Annotated in this window: 17 protein-coding genes and 2 tRNA genes; 13 read left to right on the top strand and 6 right to left on the bottom strand. The window is 58.4% G+C overall.

The features are described 5' to 3' along the window. Window positions 1-163 precede the first annotated feature (163 nt). The 3 genes from ACOQOY_RS05790 (at window position 164) to ACOQOY_RS05800 (ending at window position 6723) form a co-directional block, all read left to right on the top strand. Window positions 164-1963, top strand: coding sequence for a diguanylate cyclase (locus ACOQOY_RS05790; protein WP_420584522.1), 1800 nt, complete (start codon window positions 164-166; stop codon window positions 1961-1963). A gap of 39 nt (window positions 1964-2002) precedes the next feature. After that, complete coding sequence (locus tag ACOQOY_RS05795; RefSeq protein WP_420584523.1) at window positions 2003-3160, top strand: alpha-hydroxy acid oxidase; 1158 nt, start codon at window positions 2003-2005, stop codon at window positions 3158-3160. A 125-nt stretch (window positions 3161-3285) separates the two neighbouring features. Continuing rightward, window positions 3286-6723: a pyruvate carboxylase gene (locus tag ACOQOY_RS05800; RefSeq protein WP_420584524.1), complete on the top strand. Its 3438-nt coding sequence runs from the start codon at window positions 3286-3288 to the stop codon at window positions 6721-6723. 53 nt (window positions 6724-6776) lie between these two features. On the opposite strand, the gene ACOQOY_RS05805 is transcribed toward ACOQOY_RS05800, so the two are convergent. Together ACOQOY_RS05805 and ACOQOY_RS05810 are read right to left on the bottom strand one after the other, a co-directional pair. Then, on the bottom strand, window positions 6777-7106 hold the full coding sequence (locus ACOQOY_RS05805) for a hypothetical protein (protein ID WP_420584525.1): 330 nt from the start codon (window positions 7104-7106) through the stop codon (window positions 6777-6779). A 61-nt stretch (window positions 7107-7167) separates the two neighbouring features. Beyond that, the gene (locus ACOQOY_RS05810) at window positions 7168-7728 is read right to left on the bottom strand and encodes a hypothetical protein (protein WP_420584526.1); all 561 of its coding nucleotides are present in this window, start codon (window positions 7726-7728) and stop codon (window positions 7168-7170) included. A gap of 232 nt (window positions 7729-7960) precedes the next feature. Between ACOQOY_RS05810 and ACOQOY_RS05815 the strand changes: the two genes are divergently transcribed. Continuing rightward, window positions 7961-8344, top strand: a complete 384-nt coding sequence (locus ACOQOY_RS05815; RefSeq protein WP_420584527.1) for an MAPEG family protein — start codon at window positions 7961-7963, stop codon at window positions 8342-8344. Window positions 8345-8357: 13 nt separating this feature from the next. On the opposite strand, the gene ACOQOY_RS05820 is transcribed toward ACOQOY_RS05815, so the two are convergent. Beyond that, the gene (locus ACOQOY_RS05820) at window positions 8358-8510 is read right to left on the bottom strand and encodes a hypothetical protein (protein WP_420584528.1); all 153 of its coding nucleotides are present in this window, start codon (window positions 8508-8510) and stop codon (window positions 8358-8360) included. Window positions 8511-8659: 149 nt separating this feature from the next. Here ACOQOY_RS05820 and ACOQOY_RS05825 point away from each other — a divergent pair. The 3 genes from ACOQOY_RS05825 to ACOQOY_RS05835 all read left to right on the top strand — a co-directional run bounded on the left by ACOQOY_RS05825 (window position 8660) and on the right by ACOQOY_RS05835 (window position 9796). Next, window positions 8660-8734, top strand: a tRNA-Gly gene (locus ACOQOY_RS05825). Between the two features lie 36 nt (window positions 8735-8770). Next, a tRNA-Gly gene (locus tag ACOQOY_RS05830) sits at window positions 8771-8845 on the top strand. An 84-nt stretch (window positions 8846-8929) separates the two neighbouring features. Beyond that, entirely contained in the window at window positions 8930-9796 is an 867-nt protein-coding gene (locus ACOQOY_RS05835; protein WP_420584529.1) for a GNAT family N-acetyltransferase, read from the top strand. Here the strand turns inward: ACOQOY_RS05835 and ACOQOY_RS05840 are convergent. After that, entirely contained in the window at window positions 9793-10032 is a 240-nt protein-coding gene (locus ACOQOY_RS05840) for an Lrp/AsnC family transcriptional regulator (RefSeq protein WP_420584530.1), read from the bottom strand. The two genes, ACOQOY_RS05835 and ACOQOY_RS05840, sit on opposite strands and share 4 nt — an antisense overlap. Window positions 10033-10187: 155 nt before the next feature. Between ACOQOY_RS05840 and hisB the strand changes: the two genes are divergently transcribed. Together hisB and hisH are read left to right on the top strand one after the other, a co-directional pair. After that, window positions 10188-10775, top strand: a complete 588-nt coding sequence (gene hisB / locus ACOQOY_RS05845; RefSeq protein ID WP_209224983.1) for an imidazoleglycerol-phosphate dehydratase HisB — start codon at window positions 10188-10190, stop codon at window positions 10773-10775. Beyond that, window positions 10776-11414 carry an imidazole glycerol phosphate synthase subunit HisH gene (gene hisH / locus ACOQOY_RS05850; RefSeq protein ID WP_420584531.1) on the top strand — a complete coding sequence of 213 codons (639 nt, stop codon included), beginning with the start codon at window positions 10776-10778 and terminating at the stop codon, window positions 11412-11414. A gap of 3 nt (window positions 11415-11417) precedes the next feature. Here hisH and ACOQOY_RS05855 read toward each other — a convergent pair whose 3' ends face one another. Beyond that, complete coding sequence (locus ACOQOY_RS05855; RefSeq protein WP_420584532.1) at window positions 11418-11819, bottom strand: DUF2147 domain-containing protein; 402 nt, start codon at window positions 11817-11819, stop codon at window positions 11418-11420. A gap of 134 nt (window positions 11820-11953) precedes the next feature. Between ACOQOY_RS05855 and hisA the strand changes: the two genes are divergently transcribed. Further along, entirely contained in the window at window positions 11954-12673 is a 720-nt protein-coding gene (gene hisA, locus ACOQOY_RS05860; protein ID WP_420584533.1) for a 1-(5-phosphoribosyl)-5-[(5-phosphoribosylamino)methylideneamino]imidazole-4-carboxamide isomerase, read from the top strand. Between the two features lie 5 nt (window positions 12674-12678). Here the strand turns inward: hisA and ACOQOY_RS05865 are convergent, their stop codons facing one another. After that, on the bottom strand, window positions 12679-13125 hold the full coding sequence (locus tag ACOQOY_RS05865; protein WP_420584534.1) for a DUF302 domain-containing protein: 447 nt from the start codon (window positions 13123-13125) through the stop codon (window positions 12679-12681). A gap of 140 nt (window positions 13126-13265) precedes the next feature. Here ACOQOY_RS05865 and hisF point away from each other — a divergent pair, with 140 nt between their 5' ends. The 3 genes from hisF (at window position 13266) to ACOQOY_RS05880 (ending at window position 14982) form a co-directional block, all read left to right on the top strand. After that, on the top strand, window positions 13266-14027 hold the full coding sequence (gene hisF / locus ACOQOY_RS05870) for an imidazole glycerol phosphate synthase subunit HisF (protein ID WP_170452141.1): 762 nt from the start codon (window positions 13266-13268) through the stop codon (window positions 14025-14027). Beyond that, entirely contained in the window at window positions 14024-14341 is a 318-nt protein-coding gene (locus tag ACOQOY_RS05875; protein WP_420584535.1) for a phosphoribosyl-ATP diphosphatase, read from the top strand. Before hisF ends, ACOQOY_RS05875 begins: the two co-directional genes overlap by 4 nt. Before the next feature lie 74 nt (window positions 14342-14415). After that, complete coding sequence (locus ACOQOY_RS05880) at window positions 14416-14982, top strand: hypothetical protein (protein WP_420584536.1); 567 nt, start codon at window positions 14416-14418, stop codon at window positions 14980-14982.

Here is a 14982-nt window from a genome sequence, read left to right on the forward strand (position 1 = left end):
CAAGGGAAAGGGTTTGTTCACGGCTTGTTCGCGTAATATTTTTGACGGGTTTTGCAGCCGATCTGGTCAATTCGACCGATTTTGTCTGCACGTAACCCGCGCTTATTAACCCTCTGTAAAAGCTTGTTTCTGATGTTGAGGCCAAAGCTGTGGGAGCGCGAAAATGATGAAACTTGGTGAATCGGGCATGGCGTCCCGGATGAAACTTGCAGGTGTGGTTCTAACAATGGGGGCGCTGACAGCTCTGTCAGGCTGGTGCATATACGCGATCCCCGCCCCGGTGGTCGACCGAATGCTCGAATCTGACTTGCGCCACGCAGCGACGCAACTGAACCGGCAGGTCGTATCACATCTCGAAGACGTTGATGCCACGTTCCGCACCGGCAATGTAAACGGCCATGACACTGAGTTTCTGGAACTGCTGCCCGCCACCTCCGACATATATCGGTTTAAATTGTTCGACAACGCCGGGCGGGTTTTCTGGTCAACTCGGGCTACGGACGTAGGTGGGATCAACTCCAAGACGTATTTCAAAGACGTCATCGGCAAGGGGAACATTTTCTACAAACATGAAGAGAAACCGCTCACGGAAGTCGATAATATCGACGGTGAGTTGCTGGAGGCCGCCGGGCCGCAAACCCGCCATGTGGCCGAAATCTATACTCCGGTTATCCGCGAAGGGCAGTTTCTGGGTGCGATTGAATTCTATTCGGACATCACAATGGTTCGGAATCTTTTCATCAACAGGGTGCGGCTATCTTTGGCCATCCTCAGCGGAGTTGCGTTGCTGGCTCTGTCGGCGGTAACGCTGGTGATCTTCCGCACCAACCGACGTCAGGTGCGCAACCTGCGCGCGCGGGCCTCAAAAGAGCGAGAACTGATGGATGATCAGTTGCGTCTTGCACGCGAGGTACGCTTGCTGGGCGAGTTGAACGAATGGCTGCAATCCAGTCGGTCTCTGGACGAGCTTTTCGACATGGTCTCACGCTTTATGACCCACATCCTGCCAGAGGCGGAGGGCAGCGTTTATGTTTATTCCAACTCGCGCGATGTGCTGGATGGCTGTGCCAGCTGGAATGGCGGTACGCACAAGGCGCATATCCACCCCGAGGGCTGTTGGGGTCTGCGCCGGGGTCGAACCTATGAATATGGCGCGTCCGAGATCGACTTTGTCTGCGAGCATGCCGAACCCCATGACGGTCGCCCCTATTTCTGCTTTCCCATTCTGGCCCATGGCGAAACGGTCGGTCTGCTGCATCTGCGCGCGCATGAGGGCAGCGACGAAGAGTTTCATGCTAGCAAGAAACTGGCTCAGCTTTGCGCCGAACAGATCAGCATGGCGATTGCGAATGTGCGGATGCGCGATCAGTTGCATGACCAGTCCGTCCGCGACCCGCTGACTGGGCTGTTCAATCGTCGCCACATGACTGAGACTCTGCGCAAATCCATAAGCCGGAGCCAGCAGAGCGGCGCTCCGCTCAGCCTGATCGCGGTCGATGTGGACCATTTCAAAAAGTTCAACGACACTCACGGGCATGATGCTGGGGACATGGTCTTGCGCGCCGTTGGCTCGGCGCTGGAGCAAGGCTGTGACCGGGATGAAGTCGCCTGCCGCATCGGCGGTGAGGAATTCATGCTGATCTTGCCGGACAATACCCCAGCGGATGCGATGACCCGCGCGGAACAGCTGCGGCAGGCTGTCGAAGCGGTGTCGGTGCGCTATGGCGAGAAGGCCTTGCCACGTATCACGATCTCGGTCGGAGTGGCACATTACCCCGCCCACGGCACCATGCCACAAGACCTGATGCGTGCGGCGGATGACGCTTTGTATATGGCAAAGGACAAGGGTCGGAACCAGGTGCAGGTCGCAAAAGGCCCGATCGCCGAGGCACCACGATCCGGGGTATCAGGGGCACCCGCGGATCAAACGGCCACAACTTCGCCTCCGGCAACAGCGGCTTGAAAAACTTGCAGAATCGCAGTGCAGGTTGGATCAATCCTTATGGACCTGCACACCGCATATCCCGGAATTGCAGATCTCAAGCTGCGCGCGCGGCGCAGATTGCCGCGTTTCGTCTGGGAATATCTGGAGTCAGGCACCGGGGCAGAAATTACCCTAAAGCGCAATCGGACCGCGCTGGACGAAGTCAAATTCTTGCCTTCTATCCTGCATGGCCCCATCGAGTGCGATACCGGGATTCAGTTCCTTGGGCAGGACTATCCCCTGCCCTTTGGCACTGCGCCGATTGGAATGTCGGGCCTGATCTGGCCCGACGCGGAAAAGCTGCTGGCACGTGCTGCGGCAGAGGCTGGCCTTCCCTACACGCTTTCAACAGTAGCAAGCCAAAGCCCCGAAGACCTGGCCCCGCATATCGGGCAAAATGCCTGGTTTCAGCTCTATCCTCCGAAAGACCCCGACATTCGAATCGACATTCTGAACCGCGCCAGATCAGCGGGGTTCTCGACGCTGGTGCTGACGGTTGATGTTCCGGTGGCATCCCGACGGGAACGGCAGGTTCGTTCGGGGCTTACAAACCCTCCGCGGTTGACCCCGCAGCTGCTGGCACAGATCGCCCTGTGTCCGACATGGGCAATCGGTATGGCTCGGAACGGGATGCCACGTATGCGGACGCTGGACAAATATATCGACGGCCAAAGCGCCCTGCCGCCCACAGCACATGTCGGGTACCTGCTGCGCACCTCGCCGGATATGGACTATGTCAAATGGCTGCGCGACGCATGGGACGGGCCATTTGTTGTTAAGGGTGTAATGCGCGCCGATGATGCCGAACGGCTGCAACAGACCGGAGTGGACGCGATTTGGGTCTCGAATCATGGTGGGCGGCAGTTTGATGGCGCTCCGGCCAGTATTGAAATGCTTCCGCAACTTAGGGCCGCAACAAATCTGCCGCTGATTTTTGACAGTGGTATCGAAGGTGGCCTCGATGTCCTGCGCGCGCTTGCTCTGGGCGCTGATTTTGTCATGCTTGGCCGCGGTTTCTTATATGGACTCAGCGCTTTGGGTGCGCCTGGCCCAGCACATGTCATAGACATCCTGCGCCAGGACATGGCCGCCAATATGGGGCAATTGGGCCTCCCCAATCTGCAAAATATCACATCTGTAATCAGAAAAGTTGATGCTGCAATGCAGCGTGTGTAAGACGGTCACGCCAAAAAGGCGGCGTTTGCGAGCGTTAACATGCCGGTTCTACCCAGAACGACTGATATACGAACGCGTATTGTCCGCCTATGAACACGGCCAAACCATAAAGACCGGGACCTGACATGACCGACTTCAAAAAGATCCTGATCGCCAATCGCGGCGAGATTGCTATTCGCGTGATGCGCGCAGCCAATGAGATGGGAAAACGCACCGTCGCTGTCTTCGCCGAAGAAGACAAGCTTGGCCTGCATCGCTTCAAAGCGGACGAGGCATATCGCATCGGCGAGGGGATGGGGCCGGTTGCGGCGTATCTGTCGATTGACGAGATCATCCGCGTGGCCAAGGAATGTGGCGCAGACGCCATTCACCCCGGTTACGGTCTGCTGTCCGAGAACCCGGATTTTGTGGATGCCTGTGTCCAGAACGGCATCACATTTATCGGCCCCAAGGCCGAAACGATGCGTGCCTTGGGCGACAAGGCCAGCGCACGGCGTGTGGCTATCGCTGCCGGTGTTCCCGTCATCCCGGCCACCGAAGTGCTGGGCGATGACATGGACGCAATCCGGGCCGAGGCAAAAGAAATCGGCTATCCGCTGATGCTCAAGGCCAGCTGGGGCGGCGGCGGGCGCGGAATGCGCCCGATCAGCTCGGAAGACGAGCTGGAAGAAAAAGTGTTGGAAGGCCGTCGCGAGGCCGAGGCGGCCTTTGGTAATGGCGAAGGCTATCTGGAAAAGATGATCATCCGCGCCCGCCATGTCGAGGTGCAGATTCTGGGCGACAAGCACGGCGAGATATATCACCTGTACGAGCGCGATTGCTCGGTCCAGCGTCGGAACCAGAAAGTCGTGGAACGCGCCCCTGCCCCGTATCTGAGCGAAGAGCAGCGCGCCGAGATTTGTGAGCTGGGCCGTAAAATCTGCGCCCATGTGAATTATGAATGCGCAGGCACGGTCGAATTCCTGATGGATATGGAAACCGGCAAGTTCTACTTCATCGAAGTGAACCCGCGCGTGCAGGTGGAACACACCGTCACCGAGGAAGTCACCGGTATCGACATCGTTCAGGCGCAAATCCTGATTGCCGAAGGCAAATCCCTGGCCGAAGCCACAGGTGCCGCAAGCCAGGCCGACGTGCATTTGACCGGCCACGCGTTGCAGACCCGGATCACCACCGAAGACCCGCAGAACAACTTCATCCCTGATTACGGCCGCATCACCGCCTATCGCTCGGCCACCGGTATGGGAATTCGTTTGGACGGCGGCACGGCTTATGCGGGCGGCGTGATCACGCGGTACTATGACTCACTGCTGACCAAAGTCACCGCCAAAGCTCCGACGCCCGGGGCCGCGATTGCCCGTATGGACCGCGCCCTGCGCGAGTTCCGTATCCGCGGTGTCAGCACAAATATCGACTTTGTCATCAACCTGCTGAAGCACCCGACCTTCCTGTCGAATGAATACACAACCAAATTCATCGACACGACGCCGGACCTGTTTACTTTCAAGCGCCGTCGTGACCGCGGCACCAAGGTTCTGACCTATATCGCGGATATCACCGTGAACGGGCATCCCGAAACTAAGGATCGCCCCGAACCGCGCGCTGACCTCAAAGAGGCCAAGCCACCTGCGCCCAAGGCCGAGCCTCAAATGGGCACTCGCAACCTGCTAGAGCAAAAAGGCCCGCAGGCCGTTGCCGATTGGATGAAGGCACAGCGTCAGCTGCTGATCACCGATACCACGATGCGTGACGGGCATCAGTCGTTGTTGGCCACCCGGATGCGCTCGATCGACATGATCAAAGTAGCGCCGACCTATGCCGCAAACCTGCCGCAGCTGTTCTCGGTCGAATGCTGGGGCGGTGCGACTTTCGACGTGGCCTACCGTTTCTTGCAGGAATGCCCGTGGCAACGTTTGCGTGACTTGCGCGAGGCGATGCCAAACCTGATGACTCAGATGCTGCTGCGCGGGGCCAACGGTGTTGGCTACACCAATTACCCCGACAACGTGGTGCAGGAATTCGTGCGTCAGGCCGCCAAGGGCATCGACGTGTTCCGCGTGTTCGACTCGCTGAACTGGGTCGAAAATATGCGCGTTGCCATGGACGCCGTGGTCGAGAACGGCAAAATCTGTGAGGGTACTGTCTGTTATACCGGCGATATCCTCGACCCGGATCGCGCCAAGTACGACCTGAAATACTATGTCGGCATGGCGAAAGAGCTGCGCGACGCAGGTGCGCATGTGCTGGGTCTGAAAGATATGGCCGGTCTGCTGAAACCTGCCTCGGCCCGCATTCTGATCCGCGCGCTGAAAGAAGAGGTCGGGCTGCCGATCCACTTCCACACGCATGACACCGCTGGTATCGCCAGCGCGACCATTTTGGCGGCCTCTGAGGCAGGCGTCGACGCGGTAGACTGCGCGATGGACAGCTTCTCGGGTAACACCAGCCAAGCAACGCTGGGCACCGTGGTCGAAGCCCTGCGCCATACCGAGCGTGACACCGGGCTGGACATCAAGGCAATCCGCGAGATCAGCGATTATTTCGAAGCCGTTCGCGGCCAATACGCGGCGTTTGAATCCAGCCTGCAAGCCCCGGCATCCGAGGTCTATCTGCACGAAATGCCAGGTGGTCAGTTCACCAACCTCAAGGCGCAGGCACGCAGCCTTGGCCTGGAAGAGCGCTGGCACGAGGTTGCGCAGATGTATGCCGACGTAAACCAGATGTTCGGTGACATCGTGAAGGTGACGCCGTCGTCGAAGGTTGTGGGCGACATGGCACTGATGATGGTCAGCCAGGGTCTCAGCCGTTCGGACGTGGAAAACCCGTCGACCGATGTGGCCTTCCCGGACTCGGTCATCGACATGATGCGCGGCAATCTGGGTCAGCCTCCGGGCGGTTTCCCCGACACGATCATCAAAAAGGTGTTGAAGGACGAGGCCCCCAACACAGAACGCCCCGGCAAGGATGTCCCTCCGGTCGATCTGGAAGCCACCCGCGCTGAACTGTCCACGCAGCTTGAGGGCAAAGAGGTCGATGATGAGGACCTGAACGGGTATCTGATGTATCCCAAGGTCTTCTTGGACTATATGGGACGCCATCGGGTCTATGGCCCGGTCCGCACCCTGCCAACGCGCACCTTCTTCTACGGCATGGAACCGGGTGAAGAGATCACGGCGGAAATCGACCCCGGCAAAACGCTGGAAATCCGGTGCCAGGCCATCGGTGAAACTGATGAGAACGGAGAGGTCAAAGTCTTCTTTGAACTCAACGGTCAGCCACGCGTGATCCGGGTGCCAAACCGCATGGTGACGTCGACCACGCAGGCCCGGCCCAAGGCCGAGCCAGGCAACGCCGATCACGTGGGCGCACCGATGCCCGGTGTGGTTGCGACGGTCGCCGTAACCGCAGGTCAGCAGGTCAAGGAAGGCGACATGCTGCTGACAATCGAGGCGATGAAAATGGAAACTGGCATCCACGCCGAGCGTGACGCAACGGTCAAGGCCGTACATATCCAGCCCGGTGGTCAGATTGATGCCAAAGACCTGCTGATCGAGTTGGAATAAAAACAAAAAGGCGCGCAAATTGCGCGCCTTTTTTACCCGCCTTGGATGCGCGTTCAGCCGTCAGCAACTTCTTCTGTTTCCACGTCTGAACCTGCATCCGCAGTGGTGTCGTCGACCTCTTCGGGGTCCGGTAGACCCAGAAGATCATGCAACTCGTTCATCGCATCCACAGACAATTCCCGACCGCCGGTCAGCGTGTCAAACGCCTCTTGCGGCTCTGCAGCCTCGGCCAGCGTTGTTTCAGCATCGGTCACTGCCTGCTCAGCCTCGGCAAGCGCTTCGTTATACTTATCTTCCGCAGTGATCCCCTGCGCCGCCTCTTCTTCGGTGGGCGCATATTGCTCTTGAATCTGCGCGTCTGACAGATCTTGCAAATCAGACAATTCGGCCTGGCTATCCTCTAGCGCCGCCGTAGCATCCGGGTATCCCAGAACGCTTTGCTGATTAAGAATACAGCTTGCCCGGCATACTGTTCGGGGCTGCGTTCATCAGTGCAGTCTGGCTGGCATGTGCAGCATTGAGCCCTTTGAGCTCCGAGGCGACCTTGCCATGCTTATTCGGCGCGGTCTCTTCATCGACAAGCTTCGTTACGCGGGTTTTCGACGTCGCAACCGGCTTGGCCTTCTTCCCTGTCACGAGTTTCTCAAATGACTTAACAAAGCCCGGTTTTTTCTGACCGGATGCCTTGGCAGTGGTTTGTTTTTTGTCTTTCTTGAGGCCCAGTTTGGCCATCAACCCTTTGCCGGTTCCGGTCGCTTTCTTGCCAGATCCACCAGCACCTTTGGCACTTTTGTCCGCTGACTTTCCACTGGCGCCGGCACCGCCATTCCCCTTGTCGCCGCTATTGCCGTTACCGCCACCATTGCCATTGCCACCGCCGTTACCGTTCTTGGCAATCGCCATTTCAGGTGCGGCAACAACCGCCACAAAACTGGCCGCCCCAACCAGCATCAATGACGTCGCAAATACGCGCGTGATCTTCAAAACTCGTTTCATTGCTTTCACCTATCCCTTTCTCCGATGACAGCAGCCGCCATCGAATTGCATGTGCAAAACAACGCATTTGAATAGGATCGAATTTAAATCTGACGAAACTGCGGCAAAATTTGGCCCAAGCTTCCGCAAGGTCACGTTTGGGCGCGGCAAACAAACTGGAACAGACACCAAAACCGGCTAGTGTCTTGCGATCCGCGCAGTCAATAGCGCGGCCTTATCCATGACTTGAACGAGGCTACCTATGCTGTCCATCACCCCGATTTATGCCGCCTTGCTGGCCATTCTCTATGTCGTACTCAGCTTCCGAGTCATCGGTCAGCGGCGCAGCGACAAGATTTCCTATGGGGATGGCGGCAGTCCGGACATGCTCAAGGCCATTCGGACGCATTCCAATTTTGTCGAATATACGCCCTTTGCCCTATTGCTGATCGTGATGGCGGAACTGCAAGGTGCCGGGGGGCTATTGCTGAACCTATTGGGACTGTCTTTGCTGGCCGGGCGCGTTTTGCACGCCTATGGATTTGGCCGCAGCCCTCAGATCGTGATTCTGCGTCAGATTGGAATGCTTCTGACCTTCGCGGCCATACTGATCGCAGCACTGGCAAATCTTTTCATGGCCACCTGAGCGCAAGCAGCCCTTATCCCATCAAAATCCGTGTCTCAATCAACGGAGCGGGCGTTAGGACGGGGTCAAGATCGACCACTTTGTCCTCATCCCGCGCGCAGATCACGGTTGTCAGCATGATTAGCGCTGCCAGCAAAGCCATCTTGATGTCTGAAATATGTGCCATGTCCTCTGTCCAAGCCTTCTTGTTTATCAACTGTTCTGTATGTTGAACGCGTGGCGCGCAGATTTCCGTCGAAAGATTTTTCCATCTTTTTGTGTTTTTCCGCTTGCAGCCTCGCGTGGGAATTTATACATCCCTCCTCACTCAACGGCGCGGGCGTAGCTCAGGGGTAGAGCATAACCTTGCCAAGGTTAGGGTCGGGCGTTCGAATCGCCTCGCCCGCTCCATTGAGAGGTCTTAGGACCAAAATATATGTATCTGATGCGGGCGTAGCTCAGGGGTAGAGCATAACCTTGCCAAGGTTAGGGTCGGGCGTTCGAATCGCCTCGCCCGCTCCAGATACGGTCTGTTTCCTAAACATTACTGGCGTCCTGACGGATGTTGCGCCATGCTGCGCACGTTACCGAGTTCAGGATTTTACCATGTCAGATTACGTTATTCGCAGTTTAACCCACGACGAATTGAGACACGCGGTCAATTGGGCCGATCAGGAAGGGTGGAACCCCGGCCTGCGCGATGCCGAGTGTTTTCGCTCTACCGATCCTGACGGTTATATGGGTGGGTTTTTGAATGACACGATGATCGCATCTGTGTCCGCTGTGAACTATGACGACGCGTTTTCCTTTCTAGGGTCCCACATCGTCCGGCCTGAGTATCGAGGTTCGGGCCACGGATGGACGCTGGCACAACACGCATATGCCCATTGCGAAGGGCGCAATATGGGATTGGATGGCGTAGTCGAACAGCAAGACAATTACCGCAAATCCGGCTTCACCTTCGCCTACAACAATTTCCGTTTCGGTGCGCAGATTGGGGATCTATTGCCACAGCTGGGCCAGGTTCTGGGTAATGGGGTCGCGCCGCTGAGCAGCGCCTCAGATGCCCTCACGGTTTATGACCGCAAGCTGTTCCCTGCCCCACGCGATGCGTTCCTGCAAAACTGGCTGGGCGCCCCGGGTCATATCTCGCGCGTTTATACCGAAAATGGCCGCATCAAGGGCTATGGTACGTTGAGGCCTTGCCATTCGGGGTACAAAGTCGGGCCTTTGTTTGCTGATGATGTTGGAATCGCACAGGCGCTGCTGGCCAGCCTGTTGGCAGCCGTTCCGAGCGATCATCACGGGCAAGAGGTGTTCATCGACATACCTCAGCCAAACACGGCCGCCCTAGCAATGGCAACGCAGCTGGGATTGGGAAAAGTTCTTGAAACAGCCCGTATGTATTCCAGCCACGAGCCTGATATCGACCTGAACCGCATTTACGGCGTCACGACGTTCGAACTGGGCTAGAAGGCCTTGAACGTCATTGTTGTAAGAGATCGTTCGATATTGGGAATCACCAGCAGGTTTTCGTTGATGAAATGCCCCACATCCTCGGTTGAGGGGATGTAGAGTTTCAGTAGCAGATCGTATTCACCACTGGTCGAGTAGAGTTCGGAGTGGATTTCGCGCAGGGCGATCTCTTCGGCGACCTGATAGGTGGTGCCGGGTTTGCAGCGAATCTGGATGAAAACGCAGGTGGACATGGGCCAAGCCTTGTTGGTTCGTGTTGCAAGCAGGCTGGCACGGGTCAAGGCCCGGCGCAATCCCCTGCAACAGTTTGCGATGAATGCGACGCGCGGTCTGGATAAGCCCTGCCATCCCCGTCTATAAGCGCGCCTGTAGCAAAAGGAATTCGCCCATGCGCAGCGCAAAGATCAGCCGTCAGACCGCCGAGACTGAGATCTCGGTCGAGGTCAATCTGGACGGCACCGGCACCTATGACAACCAGACCGGCGTCGGGTTTTTCGATCATATGCTGGACCAGCTGGCGCGGCATTCGCTGATCGACATGACGATCCGTGCGAAGGGCGATTATCACATCGACGATCACCACACCGTTGAGGATACCGGAATCGCGTTGGGTCAGGCTCTGACGCAGGCCTTGGGCGACAAGAAGGGCATCCGTCGCTATGGCGAGTGTCACCTGCCCATGGATGACGCGCAGGTGCGCTGTGCGCTGGACCTGTCGGGCCGTCCGTTCCTGATCTGGAACGTGGATCTGCCGACACCCAAGATCGGCACGTTTGACACCGAACTGGTGCGTGAGTTCTTTCAGGCGCTCAGCACCCATGGCGGCATCACGCTGCATATCGACCAGTTGCACGGCTTCAACAGCCACCACATCGCTGAGGCTGCATTCAAAGCCGTCGCGCGCGCTCTGCGTCTGGCGGTGGAAACCGACCCACGCAAGGCCGATGCGATTCCGTCCACCAAGGGCGCGCTGTAAATGCTCACGGCCATTATTGACTACGAAAGCGGCAACCTGCACTCGGCCGAAAAGGCGTTTCAGCGCATGGCGCGCGAGATGGATGCGGGTGAGGTCGTCGTCACCTCGGACGCGGATATCGTGGCGCGGGCCGACCGGCTGGTTCTGCCGGGTGATGGAGCCTTCCCTGCCTGCGCCGCTGAGCTGCGCGGTCACAAGGGTATCTACGACGCGATGGTCGAGGCAGTCGAACAGAAAGGCCGCCCCTTTCTGGGTATCTGCGTCGGCATGCAGCTTATGGCCTCCAAAGGCCATGAATACACCGAAACCGATGGGCTGAACTGGGTTGCCGGAGACGTGGTGAAGATCGAGCCCTCAGACACGGCGCTGAAAGTTCCACATATGGGCTGGAACGATCTGGTTCTGGAAAGCGATCATCCGGTGTTCAATGGTGTGAACTTCGGCGATCACGTCTATTTCGTACATTCCTACCACTTCCGCGTTGCTGATCCGGCGCAGCGGTTGGCGCATGTGGATTATGGGCAAGAAGTCACGGCCGTGATTGGCCGCGACACGATGGTTGGGATGCAGTTCCACCCCGAGAAGAGTCAGGATGTGGGCCTGCGCATGATCGGGAATTTCCTGACCTGGGCTCCGTAAACCTTACTGGACACGTGTCCAGGTCTGGCCCCGGCAGACCAACCCGCCCGCGACACAGCCCTTAACGGTCAGTTGGTTCTGGCTGTCCAGTGTCATCTTGGAATTGTAGGTTTTATCCCGGTCCGGCGCCCAGATCTTGCCACTGTCATATTCGCCGCCGCCCTCGGGCACCATGTCCCAGATGATCTGTTTGCCAAGGTTTTCATAGTCCAGCTGCTGGTCACCATTGCCGTCAAAGGCGCTGTCGATGGTGCCACAAATGGCGCTGCCGCATTCCGCGATGGACACGTGCAGATAGCCGCCTGTGTCGCCCGGCTGTGTCTTCCACAGCCCGTCCACCGGATCAGCGGCGAATGCTGTGGTCGCCATACCGGCAAAACCTGCTGCGAGTAGAAATTTTCTCATGATGCTCTCCCTATTTTGCGTCCACTCTGACCCCGTGGTCAGCTTCGGGCAAGAATGACCCAGCGTCGCGTTGCATCCCCTGCCCTGCCTGTGCGATACGCCGCCCATGTAACACTGATATAGGGCCGCCCGACATGATCCTCTACCCCGCCATCGACCTGAAAGACGGCAACGCTGTACGCTTGCTGCGCGGAGAAATGGACAAGGCCACCGTGTTCAATGAAGACCCGGCAGCCCAAGCGCGGGCCTTTGTCGACGCGGGCTGCGAATGGTTGCATCTGGTCGACCTGAATGGCGCTTTTGCGGGTGAACCGGTCAACGCGGCCCCGGTTGAGGCGATTCTGAAGGCTTGCGATGTGCCCGCGCAGCTGGGCGGCGGCATCCGCGACATGGCCACGATTGAAACCTGGATCGAAAAAGGGCTGGCGCGCGTCATCCTTGGGACTGTTGCAGTTGAAAACCCTGATCTGGTGCGCGAAGCTGCCAAAGCTTTCCCGGGCAAGGTCGCCGTGGGCATCGACGCCCGCAACGGTATGGTTGCGACCAAAGGCTGGGCCGAAGAGACCGATGTGCAGGTCACCGACCTTGCCCGTAGCTTTGAAGACGCGGGCGTGGCAGCGATTATCTACACCGACATCAACCGCGACGGAGCGATGCAGGGGCCGAATATCGAAGCGACCGCTGCCTTGGCGCAAGCCGTCTCAATCCCGGTGATTGCCTCGGGCGGTGTCAGCTCGCTGGAGGACCTGATTGCCCTGCGCGATTGCGGGGTTGAGTTGAACGGCGCAATCTCGGGCCGCGCACTTTATGATGGCGCGATTGACCTGAAAGAGGCCATTCGCGCCCTGTCATAAACCGCTTATTGCGCGGCGACCGAGGTCAGCTTGGCCAACGCACCGCGCATTTTCTCGACCACAGGCGCATCCTCGACCCCGTCCAGATCATCCATGGTCTCTTTCGGGTCTTCATAGGCCAGCCAAACCTGCCCGTTCGCATCCTCATAGGCCTGCACTTTCAGTGGCAGGAACAGGCCGGCGCGGGGGTCGATTTGCATGGCGGGCGTACCCAGTGCCGGGTTACCGAAGATCAGCACCTGATTGGCCGGGATCGTCAGCCCGACCTTCTCAGCCCCCGCCGCGTGGTCGATCCGCGCAAAAACCGTCGCGCCCGCATTCCCGACGGCTGTTTCCAGGGCATCCAGCGCCTCGGATACGGATTTGTCGGTGTTTACCTTGATGATGTCGTCGGCCATTGCGGCAAGTGCTCCTGCAAAAGTAAATGTGGTCGCCAGAAAGAGTTTACGCATAGTACCGATCTCCTTTACGCATCTCGTTGTTCTGCTGAGGAATTTAGTCGCAGCTTTCCAGACTTTGAGGGGCTATGCCAATCACGGTGCTGGCATCGGCGAGGGTTTGCCGGTAGAGGTGCGCCAACAAAGGAAGACCGATGCTGAAAACCCGTATCATTCCCTGTCTGGACGTCGCCGATGGCCGCGTGGTCAAAGGTGTGAATTTCGTAGGCCTGCGCGATGCGGGCGATCCGGTGGAGTCGGCCAAGGCCTATGACGCCGCCGGAGCAGATGAGATCTGCTTTCTGGACATTCACGCCACACATGAAAACCGCGGCACCATGTTTGACGTTGTGCAGCGCACGGCAGAGCAGTGTTTTGTGCCGCTGACCGTGGGCGGAGGCGTGCGCACCAAGGATGACGTGCGCGCCCTGCTGCTGGCGGGGGCGGATAAGGTCAGCTTTAACTCGGCCGCTGTTGCTAACCCGGATGTGATCGCCGAGGCGGCGGATCAGTTCGGCAGCCAGTGCATCGTTTGCGCCATCGACGCCAAGACCGTCAGCCTCGGCAAGTGGGAGATTTTCACTCATGGTGGCCGCAAGCCCACCGGAATCGACGCGGTAGAGTTCGCCAAAACCGTGGTCGCCAAGGGCGCAGGGGAAATCCTGCTGACTTCAATGGACCGCGACGGTACCAAGGCGGGCTTCAATCTGCCCCTGACCCGAGCGATCAGCGACGCGGTAGACGTGCCCGTGATCGCCAGCGGAGGTGTAGGAAATCTGGACCATTTGGTCGAAGGTGTGACCGAAGGCGGGGCAAGTGCGGTACTGGCGGCCTCGATCTTCCATTTCGGCGAATACACCATCCGCGAGGCCAAAGAACACATGGCCGCCGCGGGCATCCCGATGAGGCTGACATGAGCATTCTGCACGATCTGGCTGCCACCATTGAGGCCCGCAAAACAGCTGACCCCGACTCCAGCTGGACCGCCAAGTTGCTGGCGAAAGGCCCCGAGAAATGCGCCGAAAAATTCGGCGAAGAGGCCGTTGAGGCCATCATTGAAGCCGTCAAAAACGACAAGGCCGGGTTGACGGCTGAGGCTGCGGATGTGCTCTATCACCTGTTGGTCATGCTGGCGGCGCGCGATGTCGCGCTTGATGATGTGCTGTCCGAGTTGGCGCGGCGTCAGGGCATCAGCGGGATCGACGAAAAGGCATCACGTCCGAAGGGCTAAGCTGCGGGGTTCCGTCCGCACAACCGCCGCCCTATGATCGCCCTGCAAGGTCCATAGGTCGGGGGGGCATCACAATGATCAGAGCTTTGGCCTGTGTTCTGGCCCTGCTGGCACTGGCGGCCTGTGCCACCGCGCCGCCCCAAACCGGGGATGAAGTCCAGCGTTTGGCGACAGAGATTCGCGGTCTCGGCCCCGATATTGACCCGGCCGAGGCCGACCGTGCCGCCCGCATCGCCTATTCCTACACGGCGCAGCTGGCGCAGGAATATCAGATCACCGATCCTCCGCTGATACACAATGCCAAGGTGAACAAGGGCCTGCGTCCGCGCGGGCTGTGCTGGCACTGGGCCGAAGATATTGAGCGACGGTTGAAGCAAGAGAACTTCCGAACGCTTGAGATGCACCGCGCCATCGCCAATGCGGACAATCCGTTCCGCATCGACCACAGCACGGCCATCATCAGCCGTAAGGGCGAGACGATGTATGACGGCGTGGTGCTGGACCCGTGGCGCTATGGCGGAGTGCTGTTCTGGTCGCCTCTGGATGAAGACCGCAAATACGACTGGGTTCCTCAAAGCGTCGTTCTGGAAAAGCGCCGACAAGAGCAATATGGCGAGCTGTTGCCCTATACCGGCGGCTAG

This window comes from Ruegeria sp. (genome assembly GCF_965221235.1).
Taxonomy (GTDB): Bacteria; Pseudomonadota; Alphaproteobacteria; order Rhodobacterales; family Rhodobacteraceae; genus Ruegeria.

Bases quoted from the DNA above. Each gene is read 5' to 3' on its own strand.
- ACOQOY_RS05790 (WP_420584522.1), top strand. From the start codon at position 164: ATGATGAAACTTGGTGAATCGGGCATGGCGTCCCGGATGAAACTTGCA.
- ACOQOY_RS05795 (WP_420584523.1), top strand. From the start codon at position 2,003: ATGGACCTGCACACCGCATATCCCGGAATTGCAGATCTCAAGCTGCGC.
- ACOQOY_RS05800 (WP_420584524.1), top strand. From the start codon at position 3,286: ATGACCGACTTCAAAAAGATCCTGATCGCCAATCGCGGCGAGATTGCT.
- ACOQOY_RS05815 (WP_420584527.1), top strand. From the start codon at position 7,961: ATGCTGTCCATCACCCCGATTTATGCCGCCTTGCTGGCCATTCTCTAT.
- ACOQOY_RS05820 (WP_420584528.1), bottom strand. From the start codon at position 8,510: ATGGCACATATTTCAGACATCAAGATGGCTTTGCTGGCAGCGCTAATC.
- ACOQOY_RS05835 (WP_420584529.1), top strand. From the start codon at position 8,930: ATGTCAGATTACGTTATTCGCAGTTTAACCCACGACGAATTGAGACAC.
- ACOQOY_RS05840 (WP_420584530.1), bottom strand. From the start codon at position 10,032: ATGTCCACCTGCGTTTTCATCCAGATTCGCTGCAAACCCGGCACCACC.
- hisB (WP_209224983.1), top strand. From the start codon at position 10,188: ATGCGCAGCGCAAAGATCAGCCGTCAGACCGCCGAGACTGAGATCTCG.
- hisH (WP_420584531.1), top strand. From the start codon at position 10,776: ATGCTCACGGCCATTATTGACTACGAAAGCGGCAACCTGCACTCGGCC.
- ACOQOY_RS05855 (WP_420584532.1), bottom strand. From the start codon at position 11,819: ATGAGAAAATTTCTACTCGCAGCAGGTTTTGCCGGTATGGCGACCACA.
- hisA (WP_420584533.1), top strand. From the start codon at position 11,954: ATGATCCTCTACCCCGCCATCGACCTGAAAGACGGCAACGCTGTACGC.
- ACOQOY_RS05865 (WP_420584534.1), bottom strand. From the start codon at position 13,125: ATGCGTAAACTCTTTCTGGCGACCACATTTACTTTTGCAGGAGCACTT.
- hisF (WP_170452141.1), top strand. From the start codon at position 13,266: ATGCTGAAAACCCGTATCATTCCCTGTCTGGACGTCGCCGATGGCCGC.
- ACOQOY_RS05875 (WP_420584535.1), top strand. From the start codon at position 14,024: ATGAGCATTCTGCACGATCTGGCTGCCACCATTGAGGCCCGCAAAACA.
- ACOQOY_RS05880 (WP_420584536.1), top strand. From the start codon at position 14,416: ATGATCAGAGCTTTGGCCTGTGTTCTGGCCCTGCTGGCACTGGCGGCC.